This is a genomic window from Alteromonas abrolhosensis (assembly GCF_001953635.1).
Lineage (GTDB): Bacteria > Pseudomonadota > Gammaproteobacteria > Enterobacterales > Alteromonadaceae > Alteromonas > Alteromonas abrolhosensis.
On the sequence record NZ_MEJH01000012.1, the window covers coordinates 1 to 15,410 of the forward strand.

Below are 15,410 nucleotides of genomic sequence, written 5' to 3' on the forward strand. Positions count from 1 at the left end.
GACAAGCTAAAGTAAGTAGAGTGAAAAGTAGTTACTCACTGATTGAATTGATATCCAGTTTTCTAGATTGTTACCAGTTTTTCCTGGCAGCCATAGCGATACGGTACCACCTGACTCCATTCCGAACTCAGAAGTGAAACGTATTAGCGCCGATGGTAGTGTGGGGTTTCCCCATGTGAGAGTAGGACACTGCCAGGTCCCATTAAAAGAAACCCGCCTAACGGCGGGTTTTTTGCGTTTGGAAGAAACAAAAAATGGGGTCAGAGTACATTAATCCCCAATTCCTACCAGCAAAACCTCAAATTGGGGTCAGAGTACTTTATTACCCAAATCATAAGAACCAAGTCAAAGTACCCTTATCCTCCAATGAAGAAAAACAAGAGAAATGTACTCCGTCCCCAACATTAAAATGTGTTTCCCTGCGACTGCACTCTTTACCAGCTCAAGTCGCTGTGAAAGTTTCATTTATCGAATAGTTTAAGGCGCACAAACTCCAACACAGACCATCAGTCTACTCACTCAGGAGTAAAGGGGTCAGAGTACTTTATTACCCAAATCATAAGAACCAAGTCAAAGTACCCTTATCCTCCAATGAAGAAAAACAAGAGAAATGTACTCCGTCCCCAACATTAAAATGTGTTTCCCTGCGACTGCACTCTTTACCAGCTCAAGTCGCTGTGAAAGTTTCATTTATCGAATAGTTTAAGGCGCACAAACTCCAACACAGACCATCAGTCTACTCACTCAGGAGTAAAGGGGTCAGAGTACTTTTTTAACATTCACACTTATTAAAACGTAGAAATGTACTCCGACCCCATTATTGTGGGCTGCCTAAATAATCCGGGCTCTTTAACTCTCTAGGGCATGTAACAAGCAGTTTGAAAATATGGTAGATAGGTACAGACTGTAGCTGAGGTGCAAGCGTGGAAGATACGAATGTAGGGTCAGAGTACTTTAGATCGCTACCTTTTAAAATGTACTCTGACCCCAATTTTACCCCACTATTTGCTGGGGTTATGCTTCGGTTTGTAGGGATTGCTTCTTCAGTGTTTCTATCATGTATTCGCGCATTTTAAACTTCTGAAGCTTCCCTGTTACTGTCATGGGGTACTCTTTCACTACGCTGATGTATTTGGGTACTTTAAAGTAGGCTAGTTTAGATTTAAGGTAGTCGCGTATTTGCTCTTCGTCTATATGTCGATTTTCCTTTGCCTTAATCCATAGGCATACTTGCTCGCCATATTTGTTGTCAGGAATGCCGAATACAGCGGCGTCTGACACGTCTTGATGTTGATATAAAACTTCTTCAATTTCTCGTGGATAAATGTTCTCGCCGCCGCGAATAATCATGTCCTTTATTCTACCAACTATTGTGACGTAGCCTTCTTCATCCATTTCTCCGAGATCGCCAGAATGGAGCCAACCTTCATCGTCTATGGTGGCTTTTGTCTTAACCTCATCACCCCAATAACCTTTCATTACACAGTAGCCTCTCGCGCAGATTTCGCCAGGTTCTCCAATAGACACAGTATTACCTTGGGCATCTATGATCTTAACCTCTGTGTGAGGCATAGCGCGTCCTACGGTTTTGACCTGCTTTTCAAATGGCGAGTCAATGTCAGTAATATGATTGATAGGGCTACACTCTGTCTGGCCATAACCTATAACGACCTCGGTCATATGAAATTCACTGTGAACCTTTCGCATTAGCTCTTCAGGGCAGGTACTACCCGCCATGACGCCGGTTCTTAACGTTGATAAATCAAAGTCTCTGAAGTTAGGAAGTTCGAGCTCGGCAATGAACATGGTAGGTACGCCATGTAAGCCCGTACACTTTTCTTCTTCTACCGTGCGAAGCGTTGTTTCAGGGTCGAATGATTCTCCAGGAAATACCGCACACGCTCCCGATGCTAAGCAGACTAAGTTGCCCAACACCATTCCAAAACAGTGATATAGCGGTACGGGGATGCATAGCTTGTCTTTGTCCGTAAACCTCATTGCTTGTGACACTAACAAACCATTATTTAGAATATTTCGGTGCGTTAACGTTGCACCTTTCGGGTTACCAGTGGTACCGGAGGTGAACTGAATGTTGATGTTATCATCCGGGCTAAGTTTCGATTCAATCGCTAACAGCTGAGATTTAAGCGCTTCCGTTGGTTCTATTTGTAATGCGGAAAACGCCTTCAATCCTTCCACAGGCTTATCGCCAATAGTATATACATGCTTAAGAGAAGGTAACTTAGAAAGCGATAGGGGAGTACTTGAAGCGGTATCATCTTTCCCGTCTATTTCTGGCGCAAGCTCTTTCAACATTGCAACGTAGTTTGACTGTTTGAAAGACTGCGCCATAACTAAGTATTTAACAGCTACATTATTAATGGCGAATGCTAATTCATCGGGTCGGTAAGCTGGGTTGAGGCATACCATGATAGCGCCGATTCTCGCTGTCGCCATCTGTACAATAGACCATTCAATATTATTCGGAGACCATATGCCAACACGGTCGCCTGGCTCCACGCCATTCCCTAGTAAGCCACAGGCCACACGTTCAACTTCATCCCAGTATTGTTGATACGTCCAGTCAACACTCTGGTGTTTTACAATGATGGCCGGTTTTTCGCCTTGATTGTCGACAACCTTTTTAAAATACTGACCAATTGTAAGTGACGTTAACTCAGCGTCGTTAGGGCCCGTAAACTCACTTTTATAAAGAGGGGGGATAGTGCTCTGCTGACTTTTTGATTCCATCATATTATGCCTCCATGCGCGTACGCATCTGATTTATATGTAAATAGTAGGGTTTGCCATTACAATCTTTATTTCTGCATACTCAATGGCAGAAATTGCAGTGAATGCTAAATGCTCATCCAATAAAACAACTCATTTAATCTTTATTAACAATATTGTTGCAAACTAGTTTTGTCGACAAGATGTTAGTCGTATATGGTGCAGCTCACCGATAAAATTCTGCCTTTCATCGTGAGGGCTGTAGCTGTATCGACAGAATTGGGAATGGAAGTGTTTGTTTTCTTAAGAGGATCGGTGTGTTTGAAAAAGTTAAAAAAAAGCTTCCCAACGAGGGAAGCTTTCTAATATTTTTGAGTTTACTTGCAAGGGTGAGTTATTCAGACTCAATACCTTCGAAGTATGCACGGTATTCCATACGGGTAACGAAAGAATCGCCATTTTCATCCATCATCTCAAAGTCACCTTCGACATGCGCAACCTTTAACTCCTCGGCTGTAAGCTTACCGTCGCTGTCTACATCAATTTCAGTAAACTTATTGTCGGCTGTGGCTGACATTTCAGTACGAAGCTCCTTATTCTTCTCAGAAATCATTTCACCGTCAGCTTTAGAGAATAATTCAGGATTGCCTTTTTCCGAGAGCAAAGCGTCATTGGTGCCTTCAGTTTTCACTTGAGTAATGATGTCGTCGCTAAACATTGATGGTTTTTCATCAACAAACTTGTTGAATTCAACACGGCTAATCATGCTGTCACCATCGGTATCCATTTTTGCAAGAAGCTTACTGTCAATAACGCCTGAAGACTCAGAACCGACGATATAGCCGTTTCCATCCTTATCCATTGCGTTAAATCCCATCGAGATCTTCTCTTCGTGGTGGCCTGCTACTGCTGAAGCAGATAGTGTTGCAGCAATAACTGCACTGGTAATCATACTTAGTTTTGTGATCTTCATAATCAAATTCCTTCTGGCTTTTACAGTGAACTTGGGCGTTCAATTGCCCTAACCACTAGGTCCACAGACCTCAACATAGGTGCAGATTGGAAATAAGTTTCAATCTGACACCGCTAATGACTTACGTAATTCATTATTCATTGAATGTGCCAAATGCATAACTAACTGATTTAGTGAGGTAATAAAAATATAAGGCGAGGATTTTAATGTTATTGCTATGTTAAATTGTCGCAGTGTTTGCAAGATCTTCATACGTCAAACTTAAGCTGATCTCAGATATAGATAGAACTCCATTAATGAGATTAAAACAGTGAGAGTTGATCGTTTGCTATTGTCTCAAAATTCAGGCCGATAAGAGGCAAGATGCTATCGGCAATGGGCTGGATTTGCTTCTCAATATAGTGGTCATATTGAAGGGGAGCCGTGGCGGTTTCTACGGTTTGAGGGCCCTGTACTGTAATGACATAGGCAATGGTCGTATTAAACTGATAGCGAAGTGGCAACCCCTGTTCTTTATAGTATTCGTCGGCTAATCGCGCTGCCTTTACGTGGGGAGGCAGCGACTTTGTATACGACGACAAAGGCTTTCGCAGCCGCTTTTTATAGACCAAAGCGTGATCCATTTCACCGGATTTTATCGCTGCTATCGTGCTATTTATGTAATCTTCAACAGGCTGTCCAGTAAACACTTTTTTGTACAGCTCGTACTGGAAGGTTTTAGCTAGTACCGTCCAATCAGAACGGACATTTTCTAAGCCTTTGAAGACAAGTTCACCGCCCTTCATTCCTGCGTAACGTTTTTTGCTGCCTTCGGAAGAGCCTCTGATCGTCGGCATAAAGAACGTAGAAAAGTGAGATTCAAACTCAATTTCTAAGTGGCATTCAATGTCGAACTGACTTTTTAGTAACTCAGTCCACTTTCGATTAATAATGCTAGCGAGCTCAAGTCCAGTCTCTGAGGGCGTACCCAGTGCATCATTCCCTTCTACATGAACAAATGTTGAGTCGGTATCGCCGTAAATAACCGTATAGCCCAGTTCTTCAATCCAACCCGCAGTGGTTTGCATGATCTCGTGACCCCTCAATGTGATTGAGCTAGCTAGGCGAGGATCGTAGAAAGGGCAACCGCCACTACCAAGCACACCATAGAATGAGTTCATTAATATTTTGATGGCCTGAGAGCGCGGTGCGTCTTTCTGTTTTTTCGCCTCGTCGCGCTGAAGCCATAGGTTTTCAATGATGGAAGGCAGAAAATGAGACTCACGACTAAATACTGCGCCTTTAAACCCTTCTATCGCCGTGTCTGGAGATTTAAGCCCTTCTGCAAGTCCCAGCGGATCGATTTTAAATGTACGAATGATGGAAGGATACAGGCTCTTAAAATCGAGGACTAAAACGTCCTTGTATAAACCTGGCTGGGAACGCATGACATAACCACCTGGACTAGCCAAGCCTCCATTTTCAGGTCTTACCCCCGCGACATAAGACTTGCGGTGAAGCTTAGGCAAGTACACATTTAAAAACGCAGCCACTGAGCCTCCGGGGCGACTCATATCTAGGCCGGTAAGAATACTGCGCAGCGCCAGAAAATCGATAAATTGAGTCTTATCCTGAATGCGGTTGACCAGCTCCGTGTCTTTAAAGTTATAGTTAGCGAGTGCAACAGGGTCGCTATGATAAAGACTTTTTATCGCTTCAAGCTTGTCGGCGGCTTGAATAAGCTTATTTTCTCCAAGCAGTTCTTCAGAAACGTGATCGAGCGAGAACGACTCGAATTGATAAGTCATTGTTTTTAGCGCTTCGATACCATCAATGACGCATCGTCCTGGCACATCAACGAGGGTTTGATCCTCCCACTGTCTTACAGAAGCCTCTCGGCTGTGGCGGCCGATAGCATACTTTAGCGAGTTAGCCCTAGCGCGGCGTTCAAGTACCGCCATATCGAACTGTTTAACATTCCAGCCTAAAATGATATCTGGGTCGTAGGATGTAAGATATGAAAAAAATGCTTCAAGCAATGCTTTTTCTGATTCAACGGTAATGAGCTCGTACGCGCTGTCTTTTCGTCCCTGCAATGTTTGCCCAACAAAACGTGGCGGGCATAAAAGCAGCACAACGTTGAGTCCTTCGCCGGCTAACGCAATGCTAAAGAGTTCTTCATGCTCATTGCATTCGATGTCTATGCTGAGTGATGTAAATGTGGTTCTGAATTGACAGGGTCTGATTTGCGCATTTTCTATAACGATCTGAGACGTATCGTCGAAATCTTGCGGAGCCAGAAATTCCACCGCACCATACACAAAGCGCTCCATTAAGTAGCGATCGGCAACGCGAATATCGGCTTCGTACAATACAATACTGCTTTCCTGCGCATGCTGGCGAAGCTGATGCATATGTGATTCGGTTGCGGTTTTTACCGTCGCAACAGGAACTTGTTCCAGCGTGTGAAACCCGTCATCTGAAATACTGATTTTTGCTGAAATACGCTCGGCTATATTGCGTAAATCATTGGCGTGATCAACAGATACAAAGCAAGTGGGGTATTGGGCTGAAGAAATTAACCTAGCTGTACTACTGGGCGTTTTAACCCATAGCTCAACATACACTTTGCCTCGCCGGGTAAACGTACTTTTATTGAGTATGAACCCTTGTTGTATTGTTGAGGCTGACATGAATCTGATTTACTAACCGGCTTTGTTGACGTTAATTTCTTTAAATAGCCTCATGGGCGTGTACGTTTTATAAACTCGCATTACCATTATCTGTTTAATAACTGGCACAAAGGCACAATAAAATGCGCTACCACTGTGCACGAGAAACGGCAGTAGGCTTAGTATAACGTTTGTTATCACCGACTCCTATAGATCTCTATTCGACAGATATGTTTGTTTTTGTAAGCAGCGCGAGTTAAAACGAAAACGTATAGTCTTTGTGCAGGTTAGACCATGCACGATAGAAAAGGTGAGGGCGATATGGAATATCTATTCGATAAACAGGTAGAGCCAGGCGAGCTAATAGAAGTCGCCGATGGAGTACTTTGGCTAACAATGCCGCTTCCATTTGAACTTGACCACATAAATTTGTATCTGATCCGCGGTGAAGGCGGTTGGGTGGTCATTGATACTGGCATAGGAACGTCCACCACCAAAGCTCTGTGGGAGCGTATATTCAAGCAATTAGACGGGCCGATAGTTGGTGTCATCGTTACGCACTTACATCCTGATCATGTGGGATTAGCGGGTTGGATAGCCGACACGTATAACGTCCCTTTTTATATGTCTCAAACTGAGTATTTTACTGCCCGAGCGTTTGCGGCAGGAAGAAATGGCGCAACGAATGACCGGGATGTGCAATATTACCAGCGAGCAGGTTTAGACGAATCAATGATCGCAAAGCTTACTTCTGGTGAAGGCAATGGCTACAGCAGCGTCGTTTCACCACTTCCCATTAGCTACACCCGTCTAAAGCATGGTATGACGCTGTCGCTTGGCGGTAATGAATGGCAGATCATCATTGGCCGCGGCCACTCTCCTGAGCATGCGTGCCTTTACAATAAGCAAAAAAATATTCTCATATCAGGCGATCATATTTTGCCGATTATCACGCCAAACATTGGCGCCTACTCAACAGAGCCTGACGCCAACACTTTAGATGACTACCTTACCACACTGCCGCAATTCAAGATTTTGCCCAAAGATGCGACAGTATTACCTGCTCACAAGCTACCCTTTATCGGCCTACATGAGCGAGTGGATTCGCTTATTGCTCATCATCACGAGCACCTAAAGGCACTATTAAATGCGTGCGAGCAACCTCAAACCGTAGTAGAACTATTACCGGTTATGTTTAAGCGAAGGCTTTCAAGCCGAAACATGGTGTTTGCAATTGCAGAGTGTTTGTCTCACCTTAATTACTTGCTTAATGAAGGAGCCATTTCGCGGACGTTAAACAGCAAGGGTGTGTATACATTTAAAGCCTGTGAAGTAAAAAAGCTTGCTTGTTAGTTCAGTCAGAGGACATGCAAACAGAGTGAGGATTTACAAACGTCTTACTCTGTACTGGGCTATCTGTTTTCTAGGCCGTTTGAGAGTTTTCCGCTTCGTTTTCTTTATTCTCTTCATTATCTTCACTGGACGGGGGCTGTGCTGCAGGCTGTTTCGGAATGGTGATCTCTACCACGGTTCCTTTTGCCTCTTTGCTGCTAATAGATATTTTACCTTGATGTTGTTCAATGGCGGTGTAAGCCACAGAAAGGCCCAGCCCTTGGCCTTGCCCTTCGGGTTTTGTAGTAAAGAAGGGTTCAAAGACTCGCTTTAGATGTTTTGTAGGAATACCGCAACCTGAGTCCAGTATTTTGATAGTCACCGACTTGGGTGAATCAAGCACAGTAAGCTTAATGAAGCCCCTGTCTTTTATGGCCTGCGCTGCATTTATCATGACGTTCATTAGCGCCTGTTTCAGCGGCCCAGGGTTTCCCATTACCTCTACTTTCTCTAATTCACATTCAAATTTATATTGGGGCGCACTGTACTGGGCGGAAATAAGCGTGATCAGCTGGTGACACACGGCGCAGATATCTACTATCTGCACGCCTTCGGTAGTCTCCAGCGAAAAGTTCTTGAGGTTTTCGACGATGTCTTTCACGCGGGTAAGACCGTCTGTAGACTCGGCAATTAGCTCAGTAATATCGTCCTTTAATAGGTCGTAGTGATTAGTCTCAAACAGCGCGTCGACCTGCTCTTTAAGTTCGTCGGTGAAGTGTTCGAGTTGCCCTTGGACGCCATCACAAATCGCAATAAGGTGAGCTGCGTATTGCCCAAGTGTATTGAGGTTGGCGTTCACAAAACCAATAGGGTTATTAATTTCGTGGGCGATCCCCGCTGCTAGCTGACCAGTAGAAGCCATTTTCTCAGCCTGAATTAGCTGGCTCTGTGCGGTATCGAGTTTGCGAATTAACTTTTTTTGCGCTTCGTGTTCTTTCTTCAAAGCTTCAGAAAGCTTTTGCTGCGCTCTGAAGTAACTGGCTTGGGCGGTTACATCTTGCAGAAATATACACGCCAATTTTTGCCCTGTGTTTTTGTCTTTAATGGGCAATATTTCCATATTCTGATACATCTGTGTTTCTTCACCCGTTATGGGGCGAGAACTCTTAAACGGAAATATGTGGGGGCGCTGCTCCCAATAGCTAAAGCTTGGGTGCTGCAACACGAATACAGACTTTAGCCTGCGTTTAAGAAACTTACCTTGCCCTTGAAATAACTCAACGACAGGTGTTTCTTTATAGCAGTCGCGCATATTATGAGGTAGCCGGTCTAAAAAGAAGTCGTTCAGATAAACGACCTTAAAGCTCTCATCGACTATACCAATTCCGACAGGTAATTTACCTACCAGTTGTTCAAACATTATGCGAGCAACTCATCCAATGTATCTTTCATACGTGCAAGAGATTCATCGTCTAGGCAAAAAACAACGCGCATGCTAAACGAAGAGATAGCGATAACAAACTGCACCTCCATTACTAAGCTGTGCTGCCATTGCAACTCATCGAAGTTCGCTTTATCGGGTAAGAATAACGTTGGCATATTCAAGTTAGTGGTAAGTTCCAACTGGTCAGAAAGACCAGCTAAACACGCACCTGCCAAAATGTTACAGAGCTCCAAGATAATCTCTTGAATGTCTTCTTTACTTAACGGTTCGTCATAATCCATCAAAGTGGCGACTTCACTCAATCCAGCTTGGGATAGCACAGACATCACTTCGCCGTGAACGTCACCTAAAAATGACTGACGGGTGTAAAAGGCATCTTCGGTTTCAAATAAGAGGCTATAGAGCTGGGTGGGAGTGACCGCTGAAATTTTTGGAATAGAAATATCGATTTTGGTTTCAATCAATTGGGCAAGAGAATTGGCCGCTTGTCCCATGGAAATATTCAAGAGTTCTTGAAGGGCGTCTCTTTGCTCTTCGTCTAGTGGTAGGACAATGCTCATAGATACCCCAACTCAAACAACGTCATTGCTAATTCTTCTTTATCTAGCGGTTTGCGCAGAAAGCGTTTTGCACCGAGAGACATAACAATTTTTTGTTTTTCTGGCTGAAAGTCAGCGCTGATCACAATAACATTCGGGGCGTCGGGCCTATCGTGCAGGAATTCCAACACACCAACGCCGTCAACTTCTGGCATAGTAAGGTCTAAGAGAACCAATGCAAATTCGCTTTCTGACAGCGCATTTATGGCTTCTTGCCCGTTTGTCGCTTCGGTGATGTCATACTCTAAGTCTTGGGGAAGTGAGCGAATCACGCTGCGCCTCGACAACTTAGAATCATCAGCTACTAATACAGAAATTGACATTTACAGCCTCCTAGAACGGCATTTAATGCGATGCCTTTTTAGTAAAGTATGTGCAACTTTAGCGTTACTGCAACAATACCGTAAAAATTTTCCAATTAGCGTATTCTTTGAGCAGTGGCGCTTTAATTTGAGTATATGACAGAAGTGACTTTTATGCGTATTAGACTTTTAGTTGAAAATGCCGAGAAGAGTGGAAAACAGTAAGAAGTAAAATATATAGGGTTTAAGTAGAGAGGTGTGCACTGGTAGACAATACACACCTTTAACGTTAAGTATTCTGCAAAGCGTACATTTTATCAAGTGCTCTGGGCATGGCATCAATATAGCGTTTTACATCGGCTATTTTGCCCATACTCACCCGAGACCAGTTATCGTATGTACGGTAAATACCTCTGATTAGCACGTCCTGTTCTGCCATGGCTTGACGAAAGAACTCAGCATTGCCGTCCCCTAAATTAACAAAGATAAAGTTAGTACTAGAGGGGAGCGCTGTCAAACCATTTGCCTTTAGTGCATCCATAACCATGGATTTACCCTCATAAATTTTATCTTTAGAAAATGTTAAAAAGGCATCATCGTTATAACTGGCGATAGCAGCAGCAAGGCCTGCTTGATTCAATGTATAGCCGCCCATGCCGTAGCGATTAATCCACTCAGTGTTTTCCTCTGATGCGATTAAATAGCCCACGCGCATACCCGCGAGGCCGTAAATCTTTGAGAAGGTTCTCGCTACAATGACATTATGGCCAGCTTTAACGAGCGGGATCATGGAATGCTTAGGTGGCTCATCGATAAGTTCGTTATATGCCTCATCAACTAAGACCAGCGTCTTTTTAGATGCTTTTATACAGAATTCGCGCAGCTTATTCGGCTCGAGCACTTTTCCCGTTGGATTGTTCGGGTTACAAATGTGCACCATACCAATCGAGTCGTCTATTGCGGCGTACATGGCATCAAGATCAATATCAAGCGCTGCCGTATTAGCAACTCTCACTATTTCTGGCGCTCCTTGTTTTTCAGGTGCTTTAGACGTGGTGTCCCAAAATAGGTCTGGGCCCAGAATCTTCCCTTTTTTACTGGCCGCAAGGGCTGCATAGGAAAGAATAGGGCTTGAACCGGCACTCAACGAAATGTGCTTTCGGGTAATGCCATGGCGCTCGGCAATCATATCCAATAGTGTCATAGCGGCAGGATAAGCATAGTAGGCTCCACCTTCCGCTGATGCTTTTGCGATAGCGTCTAGAGCTTTCGCGCTCGGCCCAAATGGATTTTCATTGGCGTTGAGCTTTGCAACTCCAGGCGTTGGTCCATACATAACAGACGATGGGGAAGCGCTTGCGCTGACAGATTGGGCGCTCACAAGGTGACTTATGCCACTCGCGCCTATTGCTGACGCTGCAACTGTGCCACCAATAAATAAGCGTCTTGAACGGTTATAACTCAAGGGTTGTCTCCTTCTTCTTTTAAATGGCTTTGTAGAACATTGCGCTAGAAACAATGACGAGATAGATGCCAAATAAGCGCTTTAACTTCTTTTCGCTGAAGTTATGCGCCATTTTTGCTCCGATGGGAGCGGTAAAAATTGCGCCAATACTGATAGCGATAAGTGCAGGAATATTGATGTAGCCAATAGTGCCTACCGGTAACGAGGCGGTTTCAGGATGCTTCATAAACAAAAAGCCAATCGCACCCGGAAGCCCAATCAGAAAGCCGACGCCTGCTGCGGTTGCGACCGCCTGTTGAATAGTGCGCTGGCACATCACCATAGTGATTACGGTTGGCGTGCCACCACCTATGCCAAGCAGAGCAGAGAAGCCGCCAAGAACAAACGCTAAAACTGCTTTGCCAATCCCTTTAGGCATATCGAAGACAAGCCCGGGCCTTACAACAAACTCAGGGAAGAGGAAATACACGGAGTAAAGTAGAACACCTGCAGCAAACACCACCGTTAATCCGTTTGCGCTGGAGTTGTTTGCGATGAGCAGCCCGCCGCCAACACCGAGGACAAGCCAAATACTCCACGAGCGGAGGATGTCAAAATCCACCGCACCTTTAGCGCGATGCGCCATCACTGACCGAGCGCTTGATACCACAATTGATGCCAACGACGTTCCGATGGCAACCTTAACAAGGGCTTCTGAAGGTGGAGTAAAAAAGGGAAAAACAGCAAGAAGAGCAGGTACAACAACAAACCCCCCGCCATTGCCAAATAGACCTGCCGTGATACCTGCGATGGCACCCGTTATACATAAAGTAACTACAAACCACAGTAGCTCTATTTCCATTTGCATTTTACTCCGCATGAAACAGCTTTAAACATGAATGACCTTTTAAGTTTTTCTTATATACAGTTATGTAAATACACAAACACCGACATAAGTCGGTGTTTGCAAAGCGCCGTTTAAAAACGGGCTGCCAGTCGGGTGTAGTAATAGCCCCCCTGCCAATCCACTACCGAAGCAGAGTCATAAACTTCGCCACAACAGGCGTCTCCGTTGGTACTAACATCGGGATAGTTGTCGAAGAGATTTCTCACACCTACTGAAAGCGTGAGGTTTTCGTTAATTAGGTAAGAGCCCTCTATATCGAACATGTATTCGTCACCGAAGGTTTGAATGCTTGTTGCATTCACGCCGTCATCGCTCCCAGCATTTTCATACTCGCCGAAATAGCTAAGTCGGGCGACGGCAGACCACACGTCGTAGCTGTGAGTAACCGAGAACACGCCACGCATTTCTGGCCGGCTATTTTCGAAGTCAAATTGGTCTTCGGGATCAAGATACTCGCTAGGGTCAGAATCAAATTCTGTTTTGTTGTAATTCACAGAGCCGGTTAGCACGGTTGCGCCATACTTCGATTCCATCTTGTAAGTAGCGACAACATCCACACCTTCGGTTACGGTATCGAAAGCATTCTGGAAAAAGAACACACCACCAATGGACTCGGCGCCAGACACATTGGCACCTGCGAGGGCTAAGTAGTTTTGGTATGCGTCATAACCGTCTGCCTGCGGATCGGTAACGACAGTGGTGGACACATCTCGGGTAGACACAGAGTAAAGACGATCTTCAAGCTTGATGTTGTAGTAATCAACGGTGAGCGTTAAATCACCATAGTTCGCAGTCATGCCCAGCGTAAAGTTAGTCGACTTTTCAGGTGAAAGCTCGTTGGCACCAAGCGCTTGTGCTACCTCGCCGCCTGCAGGGAATAAACCCGTAGCTACGGGGAAGCCATCGGGCAGACGTGTAGATACGTTGGTGGTGCCTTGCTGACCTGGGGTAGGGGCTCTAAAGCCAGTGCCGAATGACGACCTAAATCCCACCTCATCACTAAACTGATAGAATCCTGCAACTTTGTACACAACCTCTGAGCCAAAGTCAGAATAGTCTTCATAACGCAGTGCAGCCTGAGCAAACAACTCATCAGTAATGTCACCAGAAATATCCGTGTACACTGCATATGAGTCTCTATCGTATGAACCTGAATAGTCTGGTGAATAGCCAGGGAAGCCGTTAGAACCAACGCCTACAACGGTATAAACGGCGTCTACTCCCGCAAAACCATCATCTTCAACACCATCTTCATTGCTGTCAGCACTGGTGTAGTTGGCACAGTTCAGAGTAGAACCGTTGGCAATGACCGCCGCGCCCAGTGCCGTTGTAGTGTAATCATCGTTACAAAACTCCCATGGATCAGATGTGGCGTAAGAGCCGGCGATATAGGAACTTAGCTCGCCCTCTGAAATTTCGTATGACTCATCCAGGTAGCTAGCACCAAAAGCAAGTACATACTTATTTAAGTCGTAGGTGAAGTCGGCTTGAATTTGCGTTTCTTCGTTAGTTAGATCCCCAGGTTTAAACGAGGTAGGTGATTCGTTGCCAAGCGAAGGGTTAATCGTATTGGCTAGCGTGTATGAGATTTCATTATTGCCGTAACGACCGCTAATATCATAAGTCAGGTCGCCCGACATACCCTTAACTCCGCCTACAAAAGAGTAATCAGTGACGTCGCCGAAGAAACGGGGCGTGAAACCACCGGGGAAGAACGCTAGCGGGTTCCAGATTGAACCATCTTCAAGTCGAATATCTTCAATGGTGCCATTGCCTGGGTAACGATAATAGAACGAACCGTCGCCTTCACTTTCTGAATAGTTACCAAATGCATAGAGTTCAAGTTCACTGGATAGTGCGTAACCTGCGTTAAAGAAAATACGCGTCCCGCTTGTATTTGGTTGCCCCCATGGTTGGACTACGTCTGAACCATGAACGCTGTTGGCCATGGCCGTAGCATCAGCGATGTATTGCTCTGACTGGTCATCCACACAAAACCATGGCTCACAATATTGCTCACCACGAAAGGTGGCTTCGCTGTCAGAGTATTCGGCTGAAATACTGAAAAAGCCATCGTCGCCTAACGCGAAACCTTTATTCCCAGTAACGGTAATTTGATCGCCATCTCCTTCGTAGTAGCTGCCGTAGTCGGCAGTGAGCGAGCCGCCTTCGGTGTTATTTTTTAATTGAAAGTTGATAACACCTGCAATGGCATCTGAGCCATATTGCGCAGCTGCACCGTCGCGCAACACTTCAACACTTTGAATTGCTGCGGTTGGAATAGTTGCGATGTCTGGCCCCTGTGTGCCAGAACCGCCAATTGAAACAAGTGCGGCCCTGTGACGACGTTTAGAGTTAACCAAAACAAGCGTTTTGTCCGTGGGCATACCTCGAAGCGTTGCAGGTCGAATAAAGGTTCCGCCATCGGAAATCGGCTGACGGCCGACAGAGTAAGAGGGAACCAGTGTCATAAGGACATTATTCATATCGGTAAAGGCGACAGCTTCTACATCTTCGGCGGTGAGTACATCCACCGGTACGGGCGAACTAGTCACCGAGCGCGGTGCACCGCGGGCACCAACAACGGCAATGCGTTCTAGGTCTTTGGCTTCTGTGGTTTCTTCAGTCACTTCTTGCGCCTGTACAAGCAATGAAGTAGTGAAAAGCGTTAATCCGGTAAGTGCGTAACGTACTGCAGTGTGGAGCTTTTTCTGTTTCATTTGTGTTCCCAATCGTGCTTATTGCTGCTTAGTTTTGTGGGTGTGGATTATTGAAATCTGCACTCTTTTTAGGCACGCACGAGCACTACTATGATGCGAGGAGCATCTTGTTATTGTTATCTAGCTGCTCGTGTACAAGAACAAGGCTAAAAACTCTTTGGCTCTGCAGGAAGAAAGAAGATTATTCAGGGATATAAGAAAAATATTGAGCTGTCTTACAGGGCGCTAGTTTCATGCTATTAGACTTAAGTGGAAGGAAAAATGAGATTTTTTACCTTCTGTGATATTGCCGTATTTTTACAATTCTG

At 45.0% G+C, this 15,410-nt stretch carries 10 protein-coding genes and 1 rRNA gene; 2 read left to right on the top strand and 9 right to left on the bottom strand.

Features of this window, described 5'->3' with window-relative positions:
- Positions 1–82 precede the first annotated feature (82 nt).
- Positions 83–198: ribosomal RNA gene (rrf, locus tag BGK61_RS15710) — 5S ribosomal RNA — on the top strand.
- A gap of 816 nt (positions 199–1,014) precedes the next feature.
- Here the strand turns inward: rrf and BGK61_RS15715 are convergent.
- The 3 genes from BGK61_RS15715 to BGK61_RS15725 form a co-directional block, all read right to left on the bottom strand.
- A complete protein-coding gene (locus tag BGK61_RS15715) occupies positions 1,015–2,754 on the bottom strand; it encodes an AMP-binding protein (protein WP_076012682.1) in 1,740 nt (579 codons plus the stop codon).
- A 370-nt stretch (positions 2,755–3,124) separates the two neighbouring features.
- On the bottom strand, positions 3,125–3,703 hold the full coding sequence (locus tag BGK61_RS15720) for an EF-hand domain-containing protein (protein WP_014999551.1): 579 nt from the start codon (positions 3,701–3,703) through the stop codon (positions 3,125–3,127).
- Positions 3,704–4,005: 302 nt separating this feature from the next.
- Complete coding sequence (locus BGK61_RS15725) at positions 4,006–6,375, bottom strand: DNA polymerase II (protein ID WP_044556845.1); 2,370 nt, start codon at positions 6,373–6,375, stop codon at positions 4,006–4,008.
- Between the two features lie 300 nt (positions 6,376–6,675).
- Here BGK61_RS15725 and BGK61_RS15730 point away from each other — a divergent pair, with 300 nt between their 5' ends.
- Positions 6,676–7,707: an MBL fold metallo-hydrolase gene (locus BGK61_RS15730; protein ID WP_076012683.1), complete on the top strand. Its 1,032-nt coding sequence runs from the start codon at positions 6,676–6,678 to the stop codon at positions 7,705–7,707.
- A 70-nt stretch (positions 7,708–7,777) separates the two neighbouring features.
- Here BGK61_RS15730 and BGK61_RS15735 read toward each other — a convergent pair whose 3' ends face one another.
- From BGK61_RS15735 to BGK61_RS15760, 6 genes are all read right to left on the bottom strand, one after another.
- On the bottom strand, positions 7,778–9,106 hold the full coding sequence (locus tag BGK61_RS15735; protein WP_076012681.1) for a sensor histidine kinase: 1,329 nt from the start codon (positions 9,104–9,106) through the stop codon (positions 7,778–7,780).
- Positions 9,106–9,690 carry a chemotaxis protein CheX gene (locus tag BGK61_RS15740; protein ID WP_014999547.1) on the bottom strand — a complete coding sequence of 195 codons (585 nt, stop codon included), beginning with the start codon at positions 9,688–9,690 and terminating at the stop codon, positions 9,106–9,108. The genes BGK61_RS15735 and BGK61_RS15740 overlap by 1 nt, the downstream gene beginning before the upstream one ends.
- The gene (locus tag BGK61_RS15745; RefSeq protein ID WP_014999546.1) at positions 9,687–10,052 is read right to left on the bottom strand and encodes a response regulator; all 366 of its coding nucleotides are present in this window, start codon (positions 10,050–10,052) and stop codon (positions 9,687–9,689) included. The genes BGK61_RS15740 and BGK61_RS15745 overlap by 4 nt, the downstream gene beginning before the upstream one ends.
- A 268-nt stretch (positions 10,053–10,320) precedes the next feature.
- Positions 10,321–11,496: a pyridoxal phosphate-dependent aminotransferase gene (locus tag BGK61_RS15750; RefSeq protein WP_014999545.1), complete on the bottom strand. Its 1,176-nt coding sequence runs from the start codon at positions 11,494–11,496 to the stop codon at positions 10,321–10,323.
- 19 nt (positions 11,497–11,515) lie between these two features.
- Positions 11,516–12,337 (bottom strand): sulfite exporter TauE/SafE family protein, encoded by an 822-nt coding sequence (locus BGK61_RS15755; RefSeq protein WP_014999544.1) that lies wholly within the window; start codon positions 12,335–12,337, stop codon positions 11,516–11,518.
- 116 nt (positions 12,338–12,453) lie between these two features.
- Positions 12,454–15,102, bottom strand: coding sequence for a TonB-dependent receptor plug domain-containing protein (locus tag BGK61_RS15760; protein WP_014999543.1), 2,649 nt, complete (start codon positions 15,100–15,102; stop codon positions 12,454–12,456).
- Positions 15,103–15,410 lie beyond the last annotated feature (308 nt).